24 protein-coding genes and 1 pseudogene are annotated in these 23,191 nt (G+C 37.2%); 24 read left to right on the forward strand and 1 reads right to left on the reverse strand.

The window, feature by feature from the left end:
• The first annotated feature begins 44 nt into the window (after window positions 1-44).
• The 11 genes from ltaS (at window position 45) to KHA95_RS10235 (ending at window position 12,738) form a co-directional block, all read left to right on the forward strand.
• On the forward strand, window positions 45-2,000 hold the full coding sequence (gene ltaS / locus KHA95_RS10185) for a lipoteichoic acid synthase (RefSeq protein WP_213137379.1): 1,956 nt from the start codon (window positions 45-47) through the stop codon (window positions 1,998-2,000).
• A 256-nt stretch (window positions 2,001-2,256) separates the two neighbouring features.
• Complete coding sequence (locus KHA95_RS10190; RefSeq protein ID WP_213137380.1) at window positions 2,257-2,964, forward strand: DNA alkylation repair protein; 708 nt, start codon at window positions 2,257-2,259, stop codon at window positions 2,962-2,964.
• A 346-nt stretch (window positions 2,965-3,310) separates the two neighbouring features.
• Window positions 3,311-3,439 (forward strand): FbpB family small basic protein, encoded by a 129-nt coding sequence (locus KHA95_RS10195; RefSeq protein ID WP_213137381.1) that lies wholly within the window; start codon window positions 3,311-3,313, stop codon window positions 3,437-3,439.
• Window positions 3,440-3,455: 16 nt separating this feature from the next.
• Window positions 3,456-3,842, forward strand: coding sequence for a sporulation protein (locus KHA95_RS10200; protein ID WP_213137382.1), 387 nt, complete (start codon window positions 3,456-3,458; stop codon window positions 3,840-3,842).
• Window positions 3,843-3,876: 34 nt separating this feature from the next.
• Complete coding sequence (locus KHA95_RS10205) at window positions 3,877-4,671, forward strand: EcsC family protein (protein ID WP_213137383.1); 795 nt, start codon at window positions 3,877-3,879, stop codon at window positions 4,669-4,671.
• A gap of 289 nt (window positions 4,672-4,960) precedes the next feature.
• Window positions 4,961-6,838, forward strand: coding sequence for a BglG family transcription antiterminator (locus KHA95_RS10210; RefSeq protein WP_213137384.1), 1,878 nt, complete (start codon window positions 4,961-4,963; stop codon window positions 6,836-6,838).
• A 105-nt stretch (window positions 6,839-6,943) separates the two neighbouring features.
• Window positions 6,944-8,875 (forward strand): PTS fructose transporter subunit IIABC, encoded by a 1,932-nt coding sequence (locus tag KHA95_RS10215; RefSeq protein WP_213137385.1) that lies wholly within the window; start codon window positions 6,944-6,946, stop codon window positions 8,873-8,875.
• 80 nt (window positions 8,876-8,955) lie between these two features.
• On the forward strand, window positions 8,956-9,900 hold the full coding sequence (gene manA, locus KHA95_RS10220; RefSeq protein ID WP_213137386.1) for a mannose-6-phosphate isomerase, class I: 945 nt from the start codon (window positions 8,956-8,958) through the stop codon (window positions 9,898-9,900).
• A 156-nt stretch (window positions 9,901-10,056) separates the two neighbouring features.
• Window positions 10,057-10,695 (forward strand): phosphatase PAP2 family protein, encoded by a 639-nt coding sequence (locus KHA95_RS23165; RefSeq protein WP_213137387.1) that lies wholly within the window; start codon window positions 10,057-10,059, stop codon window positions 10,693-10,695.
• Window positions 10,696-10,808: 113 nt separating this feature from the next.
• The gene (locus tag KHA95_RS10230; protein WP_283248157.1) at window positions 10,809-11,678 is read left to right on the forward strand and encodes a cation diffusion facilitator family transporter; all 870 of its coding nucleotides are present in this window, start codon (window positions 10,809-10,811) and stop codon (window positions 11,676-11,678) included.
• A gap of 115 nt (window positions 11,679-11,793) precedes the next feature.
• Entirely contained in the window at window positions 11,794-12,738 is a 945-nt protein-coding gene (locus KHA95_RS10235) for a cation diffusion facilitator family transporter (protein WP_213137388.1), read from the forward strand.
• 35 nt (window positions 12,739-12,773) lie between these two features.
• Here KHA95_RS10235 and KHA95_RS10240 read toward each other — a convergent pair whose 3' ends face one another.
• Window positions 12,774-13,316 carry a hypothetical protein gene (locus KHA95_RS10240; RefSeq protein ID WP_213137389.1) on the reverse strand — a complete coding sequence of 181 codons (543 nt, stop codon included), beginning with the start codon at window positions 13,314-13,316 and terminating at the stop codon, window positions 12,774-12,776.
• A gap of 93 nt (window positions 13,317-13,409) precedes the next feature.
• Here KHA95_RS10240 and KHA95_RS10245 point away from each other — a divergent pair, with 93 nt between their 5' ends.
• The 13 genes and pseudogenes from KHA95_RS10245 to KHA95_RS10305 all read left to right on the forward strand — a co-directional run bounded on the left by KHA95_RS10245 (window position 13,410) and on the right by KHA95_RS10305 (window position 23,125).
• The gene (locus KHA95_RS10245; RefSeq protein WP_213137390.1) at window positions 13,410-13,847 is read left to right on the forward strand and encodes a hypothetical protein; all 438 of its coding nucleotides are present in this window, start codon (window positions 13,410-13,412) and stop codon (window positions 13,845-13,847) included.
• 71 nt (window positions 13,848-13,918) lie between these two features.
• Window positions 13,919-14,161: pseudogene (locus KHA95_RS10250) on the forward strand (VOC family protein); the annotation flags it as partial.
• 195 nt (window positions 14,162-14,356) lie between these two features.
• Window positions 14,357-15,253 carry a helix-turn-helix domain-containing protein gene (locus KHA95_RS10255; protein ID WP_213137392.1) on the forward strand — a complete coding sequence of 299 codons (897 nt, stop codon included), beginning with the start codon at window positions 14,357-14,359 and terminating at the stop codon, window positions 15,251-15,253.
• Window positions 15,254-15,297: 44 nt separating this feature from the next.
• Window positions 15,298-15,684 carry a hypothetical protein gene (locus KHA95_RS10260; protein WP_213137393.1) on the forward strand — a complete coding sequence of 129 codons (387 nt, stop codon included), beginning with the start codon at window positions 15,298-15,300 and terminating at the stop codon, window positions 15,682-15,684.
• A gap of 122 nt (window positions 15,685-15,806) precedes the next feature.
• Window positions 15,807-17,144: a multi antimicrobial extrusion protein MatE gene (locus tag KHA95_RS10265; protein WP_213137394.1), complete on the forward strand. Its 1,338-nt coding sequence runs from the start codon at window positions 15,807-15,809 to the stop codon at window positions 17,142-17,144.
• Window positions 17,145-17,486: 342 nt separating this feature from the next.
• Window positions 17,487-17,678 (forward strand): hypothetical protein, encoded by a 192-nt coding sequence (locus tag KHA95_RS10270; RefSeq protein ID WP_213137395.1) that lies wholly within the window; start codon window positions 17,487-17,489, stop codon window positions 17,676-17,678.
• Window positions 17,679-17,725: 47 nt separating this feature from the next.
• The gene (locus tag KHA95_RS10275; protein ID WP_213137396.1) at window positions 17,726-18,013 is read left to right on the forward strand and encodes a hypothetical protein; all 288 of its coding nucleotides are present in this window, start codon (window positions 17,726-17,728) and stop codon (window positions 18,011-18,013) included.
• Window positions 18,014-18,059: 46 nt separating this feature from the next.
• The gene (locus KHA95_RS10280; protein ID WP_213137397.1) at window positions 18,060-18,758 is read left to right on the forward strand and encodes a response regulator transcription factor; all 699 of its coding nucleotides are present in this window, start codon (window positions 18,060-18,062) and stop codon (window positions 18,756-18,758) included.
• Window positions 18,755-20,119, forward strand: a complete 1,365-nt coding sequence (locus KHA95_RS10285; RefSeq protein WP_213137398.1) for a sensor histidine kinase — start codon at window positions 18,755-18,757, stop codon at window positions 20,117-20,119. The genes KHA95_RS10280 and KHA95_RS10285 overlap by 4 nt, the downstream gene beginning before the upstream one ends.
• 54 nt (window positions 20,120-20,173) lie before the next feature.
• Window positions 20,174-20,866 carry a PepSY domain-containing protein gene (locus KHA95_RS10290; RefSeq protein ID WP_213137399.1) on the forward strand — a complete coding sequence of 231 codons (693 nt, stop codon included), beginning with the start codon at window positions 20,174-20,176 and terminating at the stop codon, window positions 20,864-20,866.
• A gap of 91 nt (window positions 20,867-20,957) precedes the next feature.
• Window positions 20,958-21,458, forward strand: a complete 501-nt coding sequence (locus tag KHA95_RS10295) for a PepSY domain-containing protein (RefSeq protein ID WP_213137400.1) — start codon at window positions 20,958-20,960, stop codon at window positions 21,456-21,458.
• Window positions 21,459-21,561: 103 nt separating this feature from the next.
• Window positions 21,562-22,035, forward strand: coding sequence for a CarD family transcriptional regulator (locus KHA95_RS10300; protein ID WP_213137401.1), 474 nt, complete (start codon window positions 21,562-21,564; stop codon window positions 22,033-22,035).
• 94 nt (window positions 22,036-22,129) lie between these two features.
• Complete coding sequence (locus tag KHA95_RS10305) at window positions 22,130-23,125, forward strand: hypothetical protein (protein ID WP_213137402.1); 996 nt, start codon at window positions 22,130-22,132, stop codon at window positions 23,123-23,125.
• Window positions 23,126-23,191 lie beyond the last annotated feature (66 nt).

Here is a 23,191-nt window from a genome sequence, read left to right on the forward strand (position 1 = left end):
TTGAATAGTATTATGTAATAATGTGCTAGGAGGTAGATGAACCAATGAATCATATATTTCAAAATCCCAAAAGTATGCTCAATAAATATATGGCTTTTTTCATTTTGGCTGTTTTTTTTCTTTGGATGAAAACATATATTGTACAATTGACACAGTTTCATTTGGGACTTGAGAATTCACTTCAACAGTTTCTATTGTTTTTAAATCCGTTAGGGTCTTCCATATTATTTTTAAGTTTAGCTTTCCTTTTTAAAGGAAGGAAAAAATATATTTGGTTACTCATTATTGATTTCCTTTTATCTTTTCTTTTATATGCAAATGTTTTGTACTATCGCTTTTTTAATGATTTTATTACGCTACCAACATTAACGCAGACACAAAACTTTGGTGATGTAAGTGGCAGTGTCATTTCTTTGTTAAAACCTTATGATTTTTTATTTTTTATTGATATTATCGTACTTATCGCTCTTCTTGCTTTTCGATTTAGAAAAGTAGAAGTTATTGAATTGCCACGTCGTAAAGTTGCCGCTTTATTTTTTGTGGCGATTGCGATTTCTCTCGTCAATCTTGCTTTAGCAGAAGAGGACCGTCCTCAATTGCTTACAAGAGGATTTGACCGAAATTATATTGTGAAATATTTAGGGATGTACAATTACACGATTTATGATGCTTTTCAAAGCACACAGGCGTCAGCGCAAAGAGCAATGGCAGACGGCGACGACATCACAGAAGTGATTAACTATACGAAATCTAATTATGCCGAACCAAATCCAGCTTATTTTGGAATTGGAAAAGGAATGAATGTCATTTATTTGCATTTGGAATCTGTCCAAAACTTTTTGATCGATTATCAATTGCATGGAGAAGAAGTTATGCCATTTCTCAATTCATTAACAAGAGATGGAAACACGTTTTATTTTGATAACTTTTTCCATCAAACGGCACAGGGGAAAACGTCTGATGCTGAATTTATGTTAGAAAACTCATTGTATGGATTGCCACAAGGCTCAGCTTTTACGACGAAAGGATTAAACACATATCAAGCTGCGCCGGCTATTTTAGGTCAGCAAGGCTATACTTCCGCGGTATTCCACGGAAACTCAGGCAGTTTCTGGAATCGTAATGAAGTTTATAAATCATTAGGCTTTGATAAGTTTTTTGATGCGAGTTATTATGAAGCAAATCCTGAAGACATGGCATCTTACGGCTTAAAAGATAAGCCGTTCTTTGAGGAATCGATTCCGCTATTAGAATCATTGCCACAACCTTTTTATACAAAATTTATTACTGTATCACATCATTATCCGTACCCGATTGATGAAGAAGATGCGACAATTGGGCCGCATACAACAGGTGATAAGTCAGTCGATCGATACTTCCAAACAGCAAGATATGCGGACGAAGCTTTAGAGCAATTCTTCACATATTTAAAGGAATCTGGATTATACGACAATTCGATCATCATTATGTATGGTGACCATTATGGTATTTCACAAAATCATAATAAAGCTATGGCAAAAGTGCTTGAAAAAGAGATTACACCATTTGAAGGTGCTGGTTTACAGCGTGTGCCATTGCTCATTCGTGTTCCAGGCATGGAAGGTGGAGTCAATCACGAATACGGCGGACAAATTGATATACTTCCAACTCTTCTTCATTTACTCGGCATTGATACAAAAGAATATGTGCAATTCGGCACAGACTTATTATCAAAGGATCATGATGACTTAATTCCGTTCAGAAATGGTGACTATGTCAGCTCATCAATTACAGCTGTCGAAGGGAAGTTTTATGACTCGCAAACAGGAATGGAATTAGAAGAAGATCGATTGGAGCAGGCGAAGAAATATCAAGAAATTGTTCAACATAAATTGATGCTTTCAGATAAAGTCGTGAATAGAGACTTATTACGGTTCTATGCACCAGAGGGCTTTACACCAGTTGATCGATCTAAGTATAACTATAGTAAACCTCAAGATAATAATGATATGGATCAATAATCACAAACGAATATAATAAAAAGCTCAGATTACTCTGTGCTTAGACTGTAGACAACTTTGATAAAAAATAGAGTTTGTCTACGGTCTTTTTTTATTTTCTGAGAAATAAATTTTCAAACAATCATCAAGTTTTCCAAATTAATAAACGATCTGTATCAAAGATATCTGAATCGGACACTAAACGACTGACAAATAGTCAACTGTCATAGGATAATGGTAATATATTTGAGGAATCCCAAAAAGGAAGTGTTAAATAATGAATGTAGAAATGGTTATGCAGGAGCTTGAAGCCCTTGGCAAGGAACGAACGAAAAAAATATACATATCCAATGGTGCTCAAGAGCCGCTTTTCGGTGTGGCGACGGGCGCAATGAAGCCAATCGCTAAAAAAATAAAAATTGATCAAACGTTAGCTGAAGAGCTTTATGCCACAGGAAATTACGATGCCATGTATTTTGCAGGCGTTATTGCAGATCCAAATGCAATGACTGAGTTGGATTATGATCGTTGGGTGGAATCGGCATATTTTTATATGTTGTCCGATTATGTGGTAGCGGTCACTTTAGCGGAAGCGGATATTGCCCAAGAAGTTGCTGATAAATGGATCGCAAGCGGTAAAGAGCTAAAAATGTCGGCAGGTTGGAGTTGTTATTGCTGGCTTTTAGGGAATCGACCAGACGTTGAATTTACTGAGAGCAAGATTGCACATATGCTTGATACTGTGAAAAATACAATTCACGATTCGCCGGAACGAACGAAATCCGCAATGAATAATTTTATATATACGGTAGGGACTTCATATTTGCTATTACATGAAAAGGCAGTCGAAATTGCAAAGGCAGTGGGAACAGTTGAAGTGAAACGGGAAAAGAAAAAAAGCAGTTTCTTAAATGCTTACGAAAGCATTCAAAAGGAAGTAGATAAAGGCAGGATTGGTTTTAAACGTAAATATGTGAGATGTTAAATATAGCCAAAAAAGTTGATCCAGATTGGATTACCGCTCTTATTTGTTATAGTTATTTAAACTTCAACACAATCATTTGACAAATCAATAAACATTATTTAAGATTACAGTATAAAGTTGAATAGTTCTCCTAAAGGGGAGTAGCTTTTATAGCAAAGTCGTCATTTCAGAGTTTAAAACTCTCGGCTTTGTTAGCAATATTATGTTGTTAGCGAGACCTTTACCTCTGTTGGTAAAGGTGTTTATATACGGGAAAAAACCTTTACCAGATGAATGGTAAAGGTTTTTTTGTTTTTAACTAAACTTTATGTTTACAATGATCAATTTAAAAGGAGTGCATGAAACGATGAAAAAAGGAAAAATATCAATGGAAGAGTTAATTAGAGAAAACAAAGCGGAGCTTCTTAAAGATAAAGAGTGGATTGAGGAAATAGAAAAACGTATAGAAGAAAAATATATCAATCAAAATAAATAATATCGGAGGGATTTCATTGATATTGAGGAAATATATGTCCCTTTTAGGGATTGGTTCCGCAACAATTGATCTTACTTTGCCTAAGAAAACATATAAGGCTGGTGAGCATATTAACGGCTCTTTCATAATCAAAGGCGGTATCATTGAACAAAATGCTAAACGAATTGATTGTGATTTGATTATGACCGAACGAACGACGGGTGAAGAAAAAATAATTGATACAACAACTATTTTAACATCAAAGCTTATTCATTCGGAAGAAGTATACAAAGTATCATATATACGTAAAATACCGGCTGCCACCGTACCATCGAGTAAAGATGTCACTTATCATTTCAGAACAAAGCTTATTTTTAAAGAAGGGGTAGCGAGCAAAGACCGGGATATGATCGACATCATATAAGAAAGCAAATAAAAAATGAGAGGAATCATGCTAAATGATTGAAACAAAGGAAGATTTGCTAATTGAATTGAAAAAAAGCGAGGAGTGGGAAAAAAATCAGAATAAACTATGGTTTTGGGAAAAGATTGGTCGAATACCATTCAAACTATTGGATAAGGTGACACCAGCCTTTATACACAATAAAATTGGTGTCATTCTAGATGAGTTAGGTCAATACATTCAATCTGGAGGGAGGTATTTAAGTTCAGTTTCCTCACTCAAGTCCTATTATCCGAATAAACATGTCAATACGTTGGAAGATATAGATTTGCTTTCGATCGAAGAAATGGATGTTGCTGTTAATAGGCTGGCCAATAATCGGAAACGGCTGGCGACCTTCCAAGGAGCGAGCCTAGGTGTTGGAGGCGTTCTAACGTTATCAATGGATATACCATTGCTACTTGGCATTCAACTAAAGACTCTTCAAGATATTGCGATTTGCTACGGGTATAATCCAAATAATAAAAAGGAAAGAATGTATATCGTGAAAATATTGCAATTTGTCTCTTCAGACATCGTTGGGAAACAGGCAATAGTAAAACAATTATCTCTGATTGATTCTACTGAAGAAGAGAAGCAAAGGGCGGTTATTTCAGAGCTTCAAGGATGGAGAGAAGTTGTTATTACATATCGCGATCAAGTCGGATGGAAAAAGCTTTTTCAAATGATTCCAATCGCTGGACTCATTTTCGGTGCTTTTATTAATCGCTCCGCAGTGAACGATCTAGCGGAGGCAGGGATGATGTTTTATCGGAAAAGAAGAATTAAAGAACGTTTAAAAGGGCATTGAATGACTAGCTTCTATTTGTTTCACGTTTGAACGACAATGTTAGTGTAACTAGGGATGATCGCTTTATGTTTAGTCTACAAAGATATAAGTGATTCCGATCAATCTCTGATATAATGGATTTGCTAACGATGTATATGTTAGTTACCATGGCAGATGTCCAAGTCGAACTCAAATAGATTGGAGTTCGACTGTTTTGTGAGCGCGGAAAGGAAAGTAAGAGGATTCATGAAGGCTCCACAATCTACATGACAATCACTTGCTATCATTAGAAGGAGGAGGTGATTCACGATTGAACGAACGGCAAATAGAGCTCATGCATGTCTTACTTAGTGAAGACCGAGAGTATTTTTTAGTTGATCGTTTAGCAGAACTGGTTCAATGTTCAGAAAAAACAGTTCGAAACGATCTAAAAATTATTGATGATTTTCTTAAGAAGCATTCAAGTATGCATTTACATCGTAGACCTGGATATGGCATTTATTTACAAGGATCTGCTAAGGAGCGGAAAAGGCTACTTTCACATTTGCCAAAACATCGCGAAAGCCCACGAGAGGAGCGTCTGATTGATACAGCGTATCAGCTACTGATTGCTGATCAACCACTTACACTTCAGCATTTTGCCGATCAGCATTTTACAAATAAAGCGACGGTCAAGCAGGATCTGGAGGAAATATCTGCATGGCTTGAAACGTTTCATATTACACTCATTTCTAAACAAAGGCTTGGAGTATATATTGAAGGGGAAGAAACAAAAAAACGAAGCGCACTTGCTCATTTACCCCAACTTGCTACAATTGAGGCACCAACTCATGATTCGATTACAAAGTTATTTCCTGAACATGAAGTAAACCTTGTACGGTCAGCACTTAGACGGAGTGAAATTGCATTTACGGACGAAAGCTTTGATCGTCTAGTCATTCATATATTAATTATGATTAAACGAATTAAACAAAATAAGTCGATTAATATTCCTACTGAAAAACATCATTTTACTGAAGAGGAATATAAACAAGCTCAACGTTTAATTAAAGAAATTGAGCCAGCATTCGCTTTTCATGTTCCGGAAAGTGAAACGATTTATTTAGCTTGGCATTTTATGAGTGGTAAAAAGCGAGAGGCACATCATCTGCATAGCCCTGAGCTTCAAAATATTGTTAAACATTTAACTTCCTATATGACAGATTTAACGAAAGTTGATTTTATAAATGACCATGATCTTAATGAGGGACTTACGATCCATTTACAGCCGGTTCTAAATCGGATTACATATAAGTTGCCGATTAGCAATCCGCTATTATCAGAAATTAAAAGCATGTATCCTTACATGTTCAGCATGGTTATTTTAACTTTGGAATCGTTGGAGCAAAACTTTTCAATTACGCTTCCTGAAGATGAAGCGGCTTATATTGTCCTTCATTTTCAAGCGGCGATTGAGCGAAAAAAACGTTCGCTATCTGAAAAAAAGCGTGCGATCATCGTTTGTCATCTTGGGATTGGCATGTCCAATTTGCTACGATCAAGAATCGAACGACATTTTTTAGATATCCAAATTGAACATTGTATTGGCAGATCGGAAATTTCAAAATTTCCCGGCTATGATCTTATTATTTCAACGGTCGACTTGCCCGAGGTTAACACACCGAATATCGTTGTGTCACCGTTATTCCATTTAGAAGATCAAGAGCGTTTACGCGTCTTTTTACAATATAATCACAACCAAAATAAAACTGAATATGCGACGTTACTGCGTTTTATCGATGAAAACTCGATTTATCTACATGTTGATAAAGAGCATCGATATGAAGTAGTTGAAATGTTAGCGAACGCTTTTTATGACCAAGGCTCTGTAAAGAAGGAATATGTGCAAAGTGCGATGATGCGTGAAAGAATGTCACCTACATCGATTGGTAATGGAATTGCGATACCTCATGGTACCCCATCAGCCATCCAGCACCCTGGTATCGCGGTGGCGACATTAAAACAGCCGATCGAATGGGGAGAGGAAAAGGTTTCCCTCGTCTTTTTAATGGCGGTCGTAAACGAAGATCAAAAAATCATTAAACAATTATTCAATGAAATTTCCTTTCTTAGTGAGCAGACAGAACTTGTACAACAATTGTCCAAAGTGAGTGAGAAGGGAGACTTTTTAAAAATATTGTCGAAATAACTCTTTTTTACCGGAAGTTACGGTAAAAAGGAAAATATATACGCACCTCTTAGGGTATATGATGAATGTAGTCAAAAGATACTAGTCTAAAAGGAGGGCGTATGTATGAAAATTTTAGCTGTAACCGCTTGTCCGGTTGGAATCGCACATACATATATGGCTGCGGAAAACTTGCAAAAAGCGGGTGAAAAGCTCGGAATTGACATAAAAGTCGAAACGCAAGGATCGACGGGGGTTGAAAACGCGCTAACTGAAAAAGATATTCAAGAAGCAGATGGCATTATTATTGCCGCAGATAAAACGGTTGATAAAGAACGGTTTGCGGGAAAACGAGTGATCATCACTGGAGTGCAGGACGGGATTCGCCGTTCAGAAGAACTGATCACCCAATTTAAAACGGGCGATGTACCGATTTATAAACTAGAGCACCGTTCAATTGAAGAAGCAAAGCGTGAAAGGACTTCTAAACAAAACCCGATATATAGGCATTTAATGAATGGTGTATCATATATGATTCCATTCATCGTAATCGGCGGATTATTGATCGCGCTTGCTCTCACACTTGGAGGAGAGAAAACACCAGGTGGGATTGTTATCCCAGAGGATTCAATTTGGAAAATGATTGAAAGTCTCGGTGGTGCGGCCTTCACATTTATGATTCCTGTATTAGCAGGATTTATTGCGGTCAGTATTGCCGATCGTCCTGGTTTAGCACCAGGGGTCATTGGTGGTTTCATCGCGGCAAATGGTAGCTTTTATGGAAGTGAGGCTGGTGCCGGATTTATCGGTGGAATTATCGCCGGTTTTCTTGCTGGTTATGTTGCACTATTCATCAAAAAGATCAAAGTTCCAAAGGCGCTTCAGCCAATTATGCCTATTATCATTATTCCTATTCTGTCGACATTGATTGTTGGATTAATTTTTATTTACATTATTGGTGCTCCAGTCGCTGGAATATTCGTAGCTTTAACGTCTTGGCTTGCAGGTATGCAAGGAACAAGTTCGATATTACTTGCGCTCATCCTTGGTGCAATGATTGCCTTCGATATGGGTGGTCCATTTAATAAAGTTGCCTTCTTATTTGGATCAGCGATGATCGTTGAAGGAAATTATGAAATTATGGGACCGATTGCGGTTGCGATTTGTATCCCGCCAATCGGAATGGGGCTTGCTACTTTTATTAATAAAAGAAAATATCGCAAAGCGGAACAAGAGGCTGGTAAAGCTGCGTTTACAATGGGCTTGTTCGGGATTACCGAAGGAGCAATTCCATTTGCTGCACAAGATCCACTTCGCGTTATCCCAAGTATTATGGTCGGTTCGATGGTCGGATCTGTCATTGCGATGATTGGAAATGTCGGCGACCGAGTCGCACACGGCGGACCAATCGTAGCGGTGCTTGGTGCTGTTGATAATGTTGTTATGTTTTTTATCGCCGCAATTGTTGGTGTATTAGTGACAGCATTCATGGTTAACTTTTTAAAGAAAAATGTCGAGCCTGAGCTTGTGCTTGCAGGAGATACACCTACTCTTGAGCAAGATAATGAGCGAGTAGAGGAAGCATCAGTTGAAAAGGAAATCAATAAATTAACGGATATTACGAATGAAAAATTAATTGATGTTAATTTAAGTGGTACAACTCGTGACGAAGTAATCGACGAAATGATTGAAAAATTGTATGCTGAAGGTGTACTTGAATCTAAAGAGGCGTATAAACAGGCGATTTTAGACCGCGAAGCTCAAAGTACAACGGGAATTGGTACGAATATCGCCATCCCACACGGAAAATCAAAGGCCGTTAAACGACCAACAGTTATTTTTGGTCTTCATCAGGATGGTGTTGACTGGAAAAGTTTCGATGGAACTGACGCGAAAATTATCTTTATGATTGCAGTACCGGAAGAAAATGCAGGAGATGAGCATTTGAAAATTCTACAAATGCTATCAAGAAAATTAATGGACGATTCATTTAGAAATGAGCTTTTATCAGTAAAATCGACTGAAGAAGCCTATCAACTTTTAGATACGATACAATAAGGATGTCAGTGGGAACTTATCTATTAGAGGTAGGTTCCTACTCATGCTTTTACGTATTCATAGACGGGAGGATAAAGAAAATGGCAGAGCCTTTATTTTTACAGCCAGTTTTTCAAGAACGAATTTGGGGTGGCACAGCTTTAAAAGAGATGTTCGGTTATAACATTTCATCCGAGCATACGGGAGAATGTTGGGCCATTTCTGCACATCCGAATGGACCATCCGTTGTTAAAAATGGTAAGTATGCCGGTCAAACATTAATGGAGCTATGGAAAAAGCAACCTGAGCTATTTGGTCATCATCAAACGGATGTATTTCCGTTATTAACAAAAATCTTAGACGCAAATGCGAATTTATCCGTTCAAGTTCATCCAGATGATCAATATGCAAATATTCATGAAAACGGGGAGCTTGGCAAAACGGAATGCTGGTATATCGTTGATTGTAAAGAAGGGGCTGAAATTATTTTCGGTCATACGGCAAAAACGAAGGATGAATTCGTTGATCGTGTTGAAAAAGGCGAATGGCAAGAGCTGCTTAGCAAAGTAAAAATTAAACCTGGTGATTTTTTCTATGTGCCTAGTGGTACAATCCATGCGTTAGGTGAGGGAACGGTTGTGTTAGAAACACAGCAAAGTTCTGATACAACGTATCGTTTATACGACTATGACCGTGTTGATCAAAATGGACAATTGCGCGAATTACATATTGATAAAACGGTTGACGTGGCGATGATCCCACATCAAAATTCTAGTGCAACGCCTGAAAAAACGATCATTCCAGGTGCTGAAATTACTAAATTTGTGGAAGCGAAGTATTTTACTGTATATAAATGGGAAGTTGCTGGGAAAGCACAATTTGAATTCAAGCCATTTTTACTTGCGAGTGTCTTAGATGGAGAAGCGACTTTATCATTAGATGGTCACAACTATCTAATAAAAAAAGGCGACCATTTTATTATTCCAGCCCAGGCGGGGACTTTTGAGCTGGAAGGGAATGCAAAGCTAATTACTTCACACGTTTAAGCTTGTTGTTAACTGAGAAAAGAAGCCGACTTTACTTTTTGTAAGGTGGCTTTTTTGCATTTGTAATTAAAAATATTTTGTCGAAGGGGCATTGAATGATGATCATTGTACATCTTATGAATAGAAAAATAACTCAATGACCGGAGGGGAAAATGAATGAAGTTACTTTCCTTTTTTATTAGCCTTGTCGTATTTATTGGTTTAGCCCTCACTTTTAAACAGCCAGCAATAGTAAAGTATGATGTAAACATTCTTTTGTTTTTTGAAGGGATCCGAACAGAATTATTCAATCATGTATTTTATCTATTCACTGAGATTGGATCAATAAAACTTTTACTTCCGCTAGCGGTCCTCATTTCTATTTTTTTGTTGATAAAGAAAAGATATATTGAATCTATATTTGTCATGCTAACGTTTTGGGGAGTGAGGGGAGTAAATCATCTATTAAAAGAATGGTTTGAAAGAGAACGTCCATCCTTTAATTCACTCATTCATGCAGGTGATTATAGTTTTCCTAGTGGTCATGTGATGAATTCTATTGCCTTCTGGGGCATCGTATATTATATATTCGTACATATAATAAAAATGGGGCTGAAACGCCGAAGGCTATACTTTTGTACATTCGTAACAATGATTATTCTTATCGCAATAAGTAGAGTCTATCTTGGTGTGCATTATTTTACAGATGTTGTTGCGGGAGCTTGCGCTGGTTTCGTGTTTCTTCTTATTGATATTTATGTCTATCGATTCTTATTAAAGTTCATTCGATCAAGCACACTTGAAAAATTGCGATAAGGCAACACTTTTTCGCTACCCCCATCTATATAGAGTGAGGAAACATGATTGCCGTAGACCCACTCGTGTTTTGTTTGATATCATGTTTTAACAGCTAAGGTGGTGGTTAAAGATTGGAACAAGCAAGATATAATCAATTAAAAATGGGTGAGCGTGGAGCAATCATCAGCATCATTGCTTATATATTTTTATCGGCATTAAAATTAATTATCGGTACGATGGCAAACTCAGCAGCCTTAAAGGCAGATGGATTAAATAATGCGACAGACATTGTCGCTTCAATCGCAGTGTTGATCGGTCTTAAAGTATCGCAAAAACCTCCTGATAAAGATCATCCATATGGTCATTGGAAAGCTGAAACCGTCGCATCGATGGTTGCTTCTTTCATTATGATGGCCGTGGGGATTCAAGTTTTAGTTGAGGCCATCGTTTCATTATTTCAAGAAAAGCATGAATCACCTGATCTTATTTCCGCTTGGACAGGGATTTTCTGTTCGATCGTAATGTATCTCGTTTATCGATACAATATGAAATTAGGTAGAAAAATTAATAGTCAAGCTGTTATGGCGGCGGCAAAGGATAATTTATCTGATGCATGGGTAAGTATTGGTACAGTTATTGCTATTATCGGATCTCAATTTCATTTACCATGGCTTGACCCAGTAACGGCTGTTGTTGTCGGTTTGCTTATTTGTAAAACTGGCTGGGATATATTTAGGAAAGCCTCTCATGAGTTAACGGATGGATATGATGAAGATCAATTAAGCATTTATCGAAAGTCCATTCTCGATATTCGAGGTGTGAAAGGAATAAAGGATATAAGAGCGAGGAAATATGGAAGTAATTCAGTCGTTGATGTTGTTATCCTTGTTAATCCTACATTGGTTATTGGCGCTGCCCATGATATATCTGAACGTGTAGAACAAATATTAATTAATGAACATGGCGTATTTGAAGTTCATGTACATGTAGAGCCAAATTGAATGATTAAAAATGATCTAAAAGGCTAATCCCGTTATTTTCCTGCATCAATAAGCAGCTTCATACAAATACTTTGAATAAGAAGTATTGTAAAGAAATGCTGTTAGGGGGAGCATAATGGCGCTGATCCAATTATTTAAAAAAGGCAATACCTCATCAGGAATAGCGGCGCTCGGAAATACTGCCCTTGCTGTCATTAAAGGTGTTGCTTTTTTATTTAGCGGTAGTGGAACGATGTTTGCTTCTGCGATGCATTCACTAGCAGATGCAGTGAATCAAGGCTTTGTTTTTCTTGGCAGTGCATTATCAGAAATGAAGCCATCCAAACGATTTCCTCTTGGATTCGGACGGGTAGTGAATATATTTTGCATGGTCGCAGTTATCGTTGTCACGATTATGGCGTATGAAACAGTAAAAGAAGGGTGGCATCTCTTTCAATCCCCAACTGAGTCAAGCAAATTCTTTTTGAACCTCGCCATATTGGTGATCTCTTTTTTTGTAGATGGTTTTATTCTTTTAAAAGCGATGAAAGAAATTATGAAAGAATCCCGTGCTGAGAAAAAGAGCATAATTTCTGCATTTAATTATGCGAGAAAAGCAGCCCCAGCGACAAGGTTGGTTTTCTATGAAGATCTAGTCGCAACATCTGGTGCTGTGTTGGCGATTATTGGAATAGTCCTTTCGCAATTTTTTGGTTTGGTGAAAGCGGATGGCGTTGTTTCGATGTTGATTGGTCTTCTTATGTTTTTTGTTGCTTTCCGCGTTGGATATGATAATATGGTTGGCCTGATTGGAGTCGCGGCTCCGGCGGATGTTGAAAAGAAAGTAGCAAATATGATTATGAGACATCCAAAGGTTGTAGATATCTATGAGCTACGAGTTGTGCAAGAAGGTAGAATGTTCCATATTGACAGCATTATTGAGTTAACAAAAGGTATGGTACTCGCAGATGCAGATGACATTAAATTTCAGGTGAAAAATGATTTACTTCAAGATCCTGATATTGCCGATGTAACAATTGGAATCATTGAAGATGATGATATTAGAAGATGGCAATCATAAGGTTCATTTTTAATAAAGAACCTATTGATTGCTTTTTATTCACTCCCCTCGATCCTCACATTCATTTCCCATAATTTTCGATACAACCTCATTCGAATGGCGTCAAAATAAGCATCGTTAGGTAACGTTACCTGATTGCTATCATGAAACAAAATCTCATATTCAGACACTCCGTTTTCATTGTAAATCACGCGTTCAACTTCATCCCAAGAATAGGTATGATTTTTTCGTGAAAGCATCGTCCTATATGAAATTGCCTCTTCTGATAAGGAGGTATAAGAACGAGCAGTAAGGAAAAAAGCGATAAAACTAAATAATAAGCAAGCCGCACTTATAGTAATCGAGAACTTTCTTAGATGTAATAAAAATGGAATAAACATCGCAATAACTAAAAATAGAAGGCTAACCCCATAAACAAAATAATTTTCCATCGGAACAAAAACATGCCACGTGATTGTTGTATGATAAGTAATATTTGCGATTGTGTGAGGAACAAAGATGAGAAGGAAAGGAGAAGCGACGATAAGGCAAATTCCAAGCGCCATAAGCACATGCCTTGGCTCATAATATTTTTCCATGTTCATCCTCCTTTTTGTATATTATAAGATTAATCATCAGAAATTTTCTATATATTCAATCATATACTTGTACAAAACAATGGGGTTGATCATATGACGCTAGGTTTATATGCATTATGTAGCATACTAGCAATTTGTTTTGTCGGGGTATCTCTATGTATATATAGAAATCATCTATCGGTTATGCATGGAATGGTCTTTGCAATGGCAATCGCGATGGTTAATGGATTATTCGCAGGGACACTCGTTGGGATATTATTTCAAGGCAATCTATTTTTATCAACGATTATCGGGATCAGTATAGGTTCCAGCGCAGGCATCCTCATTGGTTCCTTTCATTCTATTATTGTCATTTTGGAGGGCGCATTATCGGGGGTCATGGCTGGGATGATGGGGGCGATGCTTGGAGAAATGGTCGCCGCTACATATTGGGATGTAATGATGTTCATTATGTTCGCGCTCGCATTATTCGTTTATCTACTTATTATCATTGAGGTCTTTAAAATGGGGAAAAATCATAAGATGAAATGAAACCTTCTTATTATAACGAGCGTCCATTGTATAAGAGGGAATGTGACGTATGAAAAAGCTTTTCATCTTCCGGGACAGTTATGCATGCCACCTTCTCATTAAATGGACAGGAATTCATGTGCATTGGTAGTTATGTCAAGCATGAATTTCCTTTTACTCCATCCATTTCATTGTACATAAACTGTGATTCAGAAGTTGAAATTGATCATGTATTTGGAAAGCTATCGGAAGGTGGAAAAGTTCTCATGCCATTAACGGCCTATCCATTTAGTAAGAAGTTTGCTTGGGTAGCTCATAAATTCGCTGTTTTTTGAGAACTGAGTCTAAAGGAGTAAGTCGACTGTTTTTAAGTTCGTACTATAAAAAGGTACGAGCTTTTATTTTAAGTTAATAAAGAAAGTTTATAAAATGCGGCATGGAAATATAGGAATATAGTGAAAAGCTTGCTATAATAATATTTGGAAAGATGAGAATACATTGCTTATTTTGACTAAAAGGAGCAAACATAAATGGATGAGCATTTCATTAATATGGGAGAAATTATTCAATCACTAAGGGTGTATAAAGGACTAGATATTGAGGAAGTAGCGGAAGACATTTGTTCCGTTGAGGAACTTGAATTAATTGAAAAAAACAAGCAATCTCCAACACTTGATCAATTATCAGAACTCGCGATTAAATTAAATGTGCAATTAAGTGATTTATTTGACTTCGTTAATGCCGACTCATTTAATTACGTATCAGCTGTTAATGAGTTAATAAAAAAGTATAAAAGAAATAGAAACTACCAGGCAATTTATGAAATTGTTCAAAGGGAAATGGACAATCCGTTGTATAATTTTCCCTTAGGTAAGCAATATTTGCTTTGGCATCAAGCGATTTGCCTATACTATTTATCGGATTCGAAAGATAAAGAGAAAGACTTAGCAATTAGAAGGCTAAACGAAGCAATTGAGATTACAAATCCGAAGAAAACGAGCCTTACTGAAAGAGAAATAGAAATTAAAATGGCAATTGCCATTATTGAAAAGGACAGTAAAGAACTAGAACAATCGATTATTATTTTCAAAGATATTCTTGAGGAAATAGATACACTACCGAGTCTTGGTGACCCTCGAGTAAGATTACGAGCTTTATTTGGACTAGCACAATCACTGTCAAATCTTGAAAGATATGTGGAATCACTAATATATTGCGAAAAAGGGATAGAACATTGTATTAATGATGATAGCTTATTTTTATTAGGTGAATTTTTATATCAAGCAGCTTTAAACAATGTAATGCTAGGGAGTAACGAGGATGGGAAAGAGTACCTAACAAAATCACTACATATTTTTAATCTTCAAGAGAACTCTAACTTGGCTGAGTTAGTAAAAGGGCAACTGGAAAAAATAGCTAGTCAATGATATAATGTAAATATTGAAAAAACTAAATGTGGGAGGAAATAAAAGTGAAGAAAATACTATTAGCAACTGTTCTAACTCTAGGGATCTTTAGTGTAGCAAGCCTAATTGGAGCAAATAATGTAGAACTAGCAGGCCATGGCTGGCCAGATATGCCTTCCCAACATAGCGTAACCCCAGGCGTAGAACTAGCAGGCCATGGTTGGCCAGATATGCCTTCCCAACATAGCGTAACCCCAGGCGTAGAACTAGCAGGCCATGGCTGGCCAGATATGCCTTCCCAACATAGCGTAACCCCAGGCGTAGAACTAGCGGGCCATGGTTGGCCAGATATGCCTTCTCAACATAGTGTTACGCCAGGTGTAGAATTAGCAGGTCATGGTTGGCCGGATATGCCCTCCCAACATAGCATTACACCTAAAACATTTGCATAATTTATAGAAATGATTCCGTTAAAAGAGGGAAGCCACCAATTAATTTTGGTGGTTTTTTAAAATCAACGAGTGTTTTTATTTTAAAATTAGGAAGTAAATAAAAAACGTTAGAAGTGAAAAAAATGAAGAGTAAACAAGCAAAAGAAGGAGTTTCTTTTCGTAGGTTATTCAATTTCTTTATTCCATTAGGTATTTCAGCGAGCTTGGTGACGATTTCGCACGTTATCATTAATAGTACGCTTGCACGTTCATCTGACCCTGTCGTAGTGATTGCCAGTTATTCTGTTGCTATGAGTTTATTTGCTATTTTTGAGCGCTGTGCCGTTATTTTACGGCAAACGTGTGCAACACTTGTCCGCGATAAACATTCTTTTCAACTCGTTTCGAAGCTTGCGATTGTCTTATTAGCATCGATTTTGGGGGTGAGCTTGCTCATCGGCTATTCGCCGATTGGCAGTCTGTTTTTTTCAAATGTACTCGGTGTGAAGGAGCATATGCTTGGACCCACGCTAGCTGCCTATCGCGTTCTCATGTTTGTGACGATTTTTTCTGGAATTCGCTGTCTGTTTCATGGAGTGATCATTTCTAATTTACGGACGAAGTGGCTGACGATTGGGATGGTGTTCAGGCTTGTGTTTATGGGTCTTTTATCCATTGTTTTATTAAAAAATGATTTAGTGAATCACGGATATGTTGGAGCTTATATCTTTTTAGCTGGAATGGTTATTGAGGCGCTCGTTAGTGTGATCGAAGGGCGTCATTTAGTGAAGAAGCTACCTGCTAAAAAAGAAGATCACCCAGTCGTTCATCGTTCACAAGTGACGAAATTTTATTTACCGCTTTTATTTGCCTCATTAATTGCAGTTAGCATTTCCCCGGCGACGAATGCGGTATTAGGGTCAAGTGGCAAGGCAGAAATTGCGATCGCTTCCTATGCCATTGCCTTTTCAATATTAACTTTACTTGTCAGTATTTCTTCTTATACTCATCAAGTGGTTATTAATTTTTATGAAAAGGATGCGAAAGCTGTAACAAGATTTACTTTTATTTTCAGTCTTATTCCTGCTCTCTTATTAATTTTTATTGCTTACTCCCCGATTGGAATTTGGGCGTTTCAATACGTGATGGGAGTTTCTGGAGAATTACTTGATCAAAGTATTTTAGCTTTAAAGTTCTTTATTCTCTTTGCCTTATGCTTCCCATGGCTTGATTATATTAATGGCATCCTTATGTTAAAAAGGCAGACAAAGGTACTTTCATTTTCACAAGGTGGAAATGTATTCATGACCTTTGTTGGCTTGTTCACATTCATATTTATCCTTCCGAATGGAGGAGGGATGATTGGTTCGCTTGCACAGTCGATCGGTATTCTAGCAGAAACAATCATTGCCTTTATTTTTTTAAAAGTTTTTTTGAAAAAAGAAAATCAACGGGGAAAAAAGTCCCTGGAATTTAGTTAGGGAAAACCCGCAAATGATAAATAATATTAAATTAGTAATCTAGTTCGGAAAAGGGGAAAAAATGAATATTCAACAAGAAACGAGAAGAAGGGACCCTTCCGAACGTTATTCAACTTTTTTATTCCATTAGGCATTTCTGCAAGTTCGGTAACATCATCATCAATAGTACGTTGGCGCGCTTACCAGACCTTGTTGTTGTGATTGAGAGCTATTCGGTTGCGAGTTTGTTTGAAGTTTTTAAACGATGTGCCTTTATTTTGAGGCAAGCATGTGCGACGCTTGCCGCGATAAACATTCTTTCAACTTGTCCAGAGACTAGTGTTCTTTTTACTAGCAGCAATTTTGGTAGTTAGCTTGTTCATCGGCTATTCGCCGATTGGCAGTCTGTTTTTTAAAAACGTACTTGGTGTAAAGGAGCATATGCTTGAGCCAACACTTGCTGCCTATCGCGTTCACATGTTTGTTACGATTTTTTCTGGGATTCGCTGTTTGTTTCATGGAGTGATCATCGCTAATTTACGGATGAGTGGCTGACGATTGGGATGATGTTCAGGCTTGTGTTTAAGGGGTTGCTAGCCATTGTGTTATTAAAAAATGATTTGGTTAATCACGGGTATGTTGGAGCGTATATCTTTCTAGCAGGAATGGTTATTGAGCAACTTGTTAGTGTGATCGAAGGACGTCATTTAGTGAAGAAGCTACCTGCTAAAAAAGAAGATCACCCGGTCGTCCATCGGTATTTTAACGAAAACAATCATTGCGCTCATTTTTTTGCGGACCATTCTAAGAAAAGAAAATCAACAATTCCAACAAAGCTAGTGAATCAAGCCTTTGATGAAAAATCAAGGCTTTTTTTTATTTTCGATTGATAAATATGTTACTATTTCTTTAATTACGATAAAACGAGGGATTAATATGGATAAACCGCGTATTTTAATTGTTGAAGATGAAGAAAAAATTGCGAGAGTGCTTGAGCTTGAGCTCACATATGAAGGGTATGAGACGGGAAAAGCGCTTGATGGTCTTGATGGGCTGGCGATGTTTCGTGAGGAGAAATGGGACTTAATCCTACTTGATGTAATGCTTCCGGGCTTAAGTGGAATTGAGGTATTGAGACGAATTCGATCGAGCGAATCAAATGTTCCAATCATTTTATTAACTGCCAAAGATTCAATCGAAGACAAAGTGTCAGGACTTGATTTAGGGGCAAATGATTATATAACGAAGCCATTTCAGATTGAAGAATTACTAGCTAGAATTAGGGCCGCATTACGAACGACAAGTCAGTCGGAAGCTGCGACGAATGATCAGGAGTGGCTGCGCTTTTCAGATTTAAAATTGAGTGAGGAAATGAGAGAAGTGTATCGAGGGGATGATCTCATTCAACTGACACCAAGAGAGTTTGATTTGCTTGTTTATTTAATGAAAAATCCTCGTCACGTTTTAAATAGGGAACAAATTTTGACGAGTGTATGGGGATACGATTATTTTGGCGATACGAATGTCGTTGATGTGTATATTCGCTATTTGCGAAACAAAATTGATAAACCGTATGCGGATCAACTGATTCATACAATTCGGGGAGTTGGCTACGTGCTAAAGGATGCGAAATGAAACTTCGAAGCAGAATCAATTTATATACGATCGTCATGTTTATTGTTTTACTCGTATTAGTGAATGGGGCGATTTATTTTACGTTTAGTCGCATGATGCTAGATAGCGATTTAGAGCGGGCAGGAGCGGAAGCGGCGAAGGCGGTGAATGGGCTGAACGAAGCGGAGCGGGCGACAGGGATTTCAGTTGATGCTTATCTTAGAGCATACATGCCTGTAAATGGAATGCTGCGACTGATTAATATCGACGGTACATCTGATGCAACAAGTACGGATCCGATTCAACAGCATCTAAGAAAAATTCCAATTCAATTTTATGAAAAGGAAATAAAAAAGCTGATCGAGTTCGAAGGACGGCACCATGCATTTGTATCGATTCCGATTATTAGAAGCTCGGGAGAGATCGGCAATTTACAAATGACAGAAAGCTTGGAAACAACCGACCATAATTTACGCATTTTAAGAATTGTATTAGTTGCAGTCACATTGCTTGCATCGATTCCAGTTATATTGTCATCGCGGCTTTTGAGTAATTTTATAACGAAGCCAATTTCATCGATGATTCGTACGATGGTTGACATTCGAAAAAGCGGTGAATATAAACGCTTACCATTGCCGAAGCAATCGAAAGATGAGCTTTATCAAATGGGGGAAACATTTAATAAAATGATCGATCAGCTTGAACGAAACTATGAGAAGCAAGAGCAGTTTGTTTCAAATGCTTCTCATGAATTGAAAACACCACTAACCGTGATTGAATCATATGCCAGTCTATTAAAGCGTAGAGGGATGACGCAACCGGAGTTATTTCAAGAATCGGTCGATGCAATTCATTCCGAGGCGATTCGTATGAGGGAATTGACAGAACAATTACTATTATTGGCTAGGAATGAAGAACAATGGAAAGTGGAAATGACAACTGTTGATGCAGGGAAGCTTGCTCAAGAAGTAATTCGCTCATTCCAGGCGGCTTTTCAAAGGGAAATTAGCGTTCAGTTAGAGGAAAACATAATTGTTTACGCAGATGAACAAAAATTAAAACAACTTCTCTATATTTTAATTGAGAACGCTTATAAATATAGTGAAGCTCCGATTATCGTTCATGTGCGAAAGGCTGAAAATCAAGGAATGATTGGAATCATTGATCAAGGTGTTGGCATACCGGCTGAAGAACTTCCAAAGGTGTTTGATCGATTTTATCGAGTCGATAAAGCAAGAACGAGAAAAACAGGTGGCTTTGGTTTAGGTTTATCGTTGGCAAGTGAAATCGCTGAGGCAATGGGGGCAAAGCTTAGTCTTGAAAGTAAGGTTGGCCAAGGAACGACCGCTAAAATATTGCTTGATATAACCAATACTCATTAAATTCTCATTTTTATTTAGTATGATGAAAAGAGAATTTATAATGGAGTGAGAATGATGGACAAAATAAATAAACGTCGAGCTACAATTGCTGGATTGCTTTTTATTCTGCTTGCTATCATTGTTTGGCAAGTGTGGAGCTTTTCAACTTCGGCGGAGCCGCTATCAAAGGAAGATGCGAAAAGAATCGCCCAAGAAAAATATGATGGAAACGTGTTAGAAGTAAATGTCGTTAATGATGTATACAGTGTGATTCTTAAATTAGATACAGGAACGTATGATTTGCGAATTGATCGTTCTTCAGGAGATGTGATGGAGATTATTCGTATCATGTCCGAGGAAGGAACTCATGAATTATCTGTAAATGATATTAAAGAGAAGATCTCTCAGAAAATGAATGGAAAAATAGAGAAACTTGTAAAAAACGGAGATGCTTATGATGCTATCGTTGATAACGATGGAAAGAAGACAAGCATTACCGTCAACTCCCAAACGGGGGAAGTACTAAGTATAAAGGATCAAGAACAAGAGGACGCGAATCAATCGGAAAAAAAATTGACTGAGGCAGAAGCGATTAAAATTGCTCTTGCAACTGTTCAAGGAAAAGTCGATGATGTTGATTTAGAAGAATCAAATGGGCTTTATTATTATCTCGTGGAAATTGAATTGGAGGATGATGATGACCGTGAAGCAACGGTTCACATTAATGCCATTACAGGAGAAGTAGTAACAATTACTTGGGATGATTGATACATTCTCAGCGAATTCTCATCTTATTATCTGCCTGTCCTCATTTAGACTCGTTATGATGTAAATAGATAAAAAAAAGGAGGACAATAAGATGAAAAGAAAAATAATGATTGCAAGTGTAATTGGATGCGTAATTTTTGGCGGTGCAATTGGAGCTAATGCTATTTCAAATACAAACTCACAGGTGAAAGAAGCAAATTCAAAGATATCGCTTGAAAAGGCAGCTGAAATTGCGAAGAACGAAGTCGGTGGAATTGTAGAAAGTGTAGAGCTTGATAAGGAGAATGGCCGTCTAATTTATGAAGTTGATTTTGTTGAAGACGATCTCGACGTGGATATTGATGCGGTAACAGGAGAAGTTGTAAAAGTGGATCGTGACGATGATCGCGCCGTTGTTAAGCAAAGCAAAACGATTTCTAAAGAAGAAGCAATCTCAATTGCTTTAAAGGATACTCCTGGAGTTGTAACGGAAGTGGATTTTGATTCGGATGATCATGAATACGAAATCGAAATCCAATCTGAAAAACAAGAAATTGAGCTAACAATTGATGCAGCGACTGGTAATATTTTGAATAAAGATTTTGATGATTAATTTTTAATAAATGTATTGACTATAATTAGTTAAATGTGATATATTTTACTATTTGCCCTGTTTGTGTTATGCTGTAAGTATAACAATTATAGGAGTGGATCTATTGTTTGAAATTGGCGACAAAGTCTTTTATCCTATGCATGGTGCAGGTGTAATTGAGGCCATTGAAAAAAGGGAGATCCTCGGTGAAACGCATAAATATTGCCTTTTCACGATATTTGGTAGCAATATGGATGTGATGATCCCGTTAAAAAATATGGAAAAAACAGGGATTCGTCAAGTTGTGAATAAGGAAACGGTGCGTGAAATTTTACATGAATTTCATACGGAAGAATCAACGTGCAAGCTTGCCTGGAAAGCTAGGTTTAAACAAAATACGGATAAGTTGAAAACCGGTAAAATGGAAGATGCTGCAGAAGTTGTTCGGGATCTTTTGCATCGCGAAATGGAATCGGCTTTAAATGCGAGTGAAAAACAAATGTTAAATAATGCACGTAAAATGTTAATTAGTGAACTAAGTATTATTAAAAATATTAGTGAGGACCAAGCAGCCGAAATGCTTATACTCTCACATTAATCGAGCAGCCTTTTCTTTGCTGAAAAGGCTGTATTTTATTTTTTGATTGGTGTATATTATACATATCTTATTTTTATTAAGGAGTGTAAGCACGATGAGGAAGCTATTTTTAGCGGTACTATCGTTTGGATTATTAGCGACACCTTTTTTTACAAATGCTCATGTGAAGTGGTTCACAGAGGTGGAGCCTGTAAAAGAATCAATTGAAAATATACTTTCCCCTTTATTTATATCATTAACCTTTCTTGCTGCAATTGTATTGGCATTCCTTGCAATTTTAATACCGAAAACAACAGGGTGGGCGTTCATACAAAAAGCCGATGAGAAACTTTCGGGATTAAGAAAGTATTCAAAAACAATCTTGAAGTATGGAACAGCAATCGCATTAATTATTCAAATTTTAAGCGGAACTTTGTTTGCTCCAGAGTTTCATCTTCATAGCACGATCGTCATCGTTTTCGTATGGGGTGTTATTGGCTGTCTATTGATCCCACATCCGATTGCAACAAAGATCGGTTCGGTTATTTTGCTTGGTTTATTTGTATATATTACGATGCAAAATGGCATTTTCCACATGCTTGACTACGGTTTTTATGTAGCGATTATCGGTGTGTTGCTTGTAAGTAATACGAAGTGGGAAAATATTGGCTTTCCATTTTTATATTTAGGGACAGGCTTATCATTATGTTGGGTTGCAGTCGAAAAATGGGTATATCCGGGCATGTCATTAGATATTGTCGTTCATCATCATGTTCCGACATTTGGATTTGCTCCGGCCGTATTTATTGTCATGGCAGCATTCATCGAATTTGTTGTAGGTTATTTACTCGTCGTTGGTATTTTAAATCGAGTGTTAGGATTTGTCGTAACAGTTATCTTTATTTTAACAACGATGCTATTTGGCTTCACAGAAATTATTGGCCATTTTATGATTCATATCGTTTTAATTATTTTTATTATTGAAGGGGTATCTTTCTATAATCCTCCGATTAAAATGCATAACCGGGTGATGGACCAATTTATCTTTGTTTTTCTGAACTTTTTATTCGTCATTTCAACATTCGTATTAATTTATTATCGTTTTGCATAAGCTGGCAATGTTTTTGCCAGTTTTTTTATTTAATAAAGTTTGGTGTGCAGTCATGAGAGTATTTAC

The organism is Bacillus sp. FJAT-50079, assembly GCF_018343515.1.
Classification (GTDB): domain Bacteria; phylum Bacillota; class Bacilli; order Bacillales; family Bacillaceae_C; genus Lederbergia.

Coding starts and splice junctions, on each gene's coding strand:
- KHA95_RS23165 (WP_213137387.1), top strand. CDS start 10,057: ATGAAGTTACTTTCCTTTTTTATTAGCCTTGTCGTATTTATTGGTTTA.
- KHA95_RS10190 (WP_213137380.1), top strand. CDS start 2,257: ATGAATGTAGAAATGGTTATGCAGGAGCTTGAAGCCCTTGGCAAGGAA.
- KHA95_RS10195 (WP_213137381.1), top strand. CDS start 3,311: ATGAAAAAAGGAAAAATATCAATGGAAGAGTTAATTAGAGAAAACAAA.
- KHA95_RS10235 (WP_213137388.1), top strand. CDS start 11,794: ATGGCGCTGATCCAATTATTTAAAAAAGGCAATACCTCATCAGGAATA.
- KHA95_RS10285 (WP_213137398.1), top strand. CDS start 18,755: ATGAAACTTCGAAGCAGAATCAATTTATATACGATCGTCATGTTTATT.
- KHA95_RS10295 (WP_213137400.1), top strand. CDS start 20,958: ATGAAAAGAAAAATAATGATTGCAAGTGTAATTGGATGCGTAATTTTT.
- KHA95_RS10205 (WP_213137383.1), top strand. CDS start 3,877: ATGATTGAAACAAAGGAAGATTTGCTAATTGAATTGAAAAAAAGCGAG.
- KHA95_RS10290 (WP_213137399.1), top strand. CDS start 20,174: ATGGACAAAATAAATAAACGTCGAGCTACAATTGCTGGATTGCTTTTT.
- KHA95_RS10245 (WP_213137390.1), top strand. CDS start 13,410: ATGACGCTAGGTTTATATGCATTATGTAGCATACTAGCAATTTGTTTT.
- KHA95_RS10215 (WP_213137385.1), top strand. CDS start 6,944: ATGAAAATTTTAGCTGTAACCGCTTGTCCGGTTGGAATCGCACATACA.
- ltaS (WP_213137379.1), top strand. CDS start 45: ATGAATCATATATTTCAAAATCCCAAAAGTATGCTCAATAAATATATG.
- KHA95_RS10240 (WP_213137389.1), bottom strand. CDS start 13,316: ATGGAAAAATATTATGAGCCAAGGCATGTGCTTATGGCGCTTGGAATT.
- KHA95_RS10255 (WP_213137392.1), top strand. CDS start 14,357: ATGGATGAGCATTTCATTAATATGGGAGAAATTATTCAATCACTAAGG.
- manA (WP_213137386.1), top strand. CDS start 8,956: ATGGCAGAGCCTTTATTTTTACAGCCAGTTTTTCAAGAACGAATTTGG.
- KHA95_RS10280 (WP_213137397.1), top strand. CDS start 18,060: ATGGATAAACCGCGTATTTTAATTGTTGAAGATGAAGAAAAAATTGCG.
- KHA95_RS10265 (WP_213137394.1), top strand. CDS start 15,807: ATGAAGAGTAAACAAGCAAAAGAAGGAGTTTCTTTTCGTAGGTTATTC.
- KHA95_RS10305 (WP_213137402.1), top strand. CDS start 22,130: ATGAGGAAGCTATTTTTAGCGGTACTATCGTTTGGATTATTAGCGACA.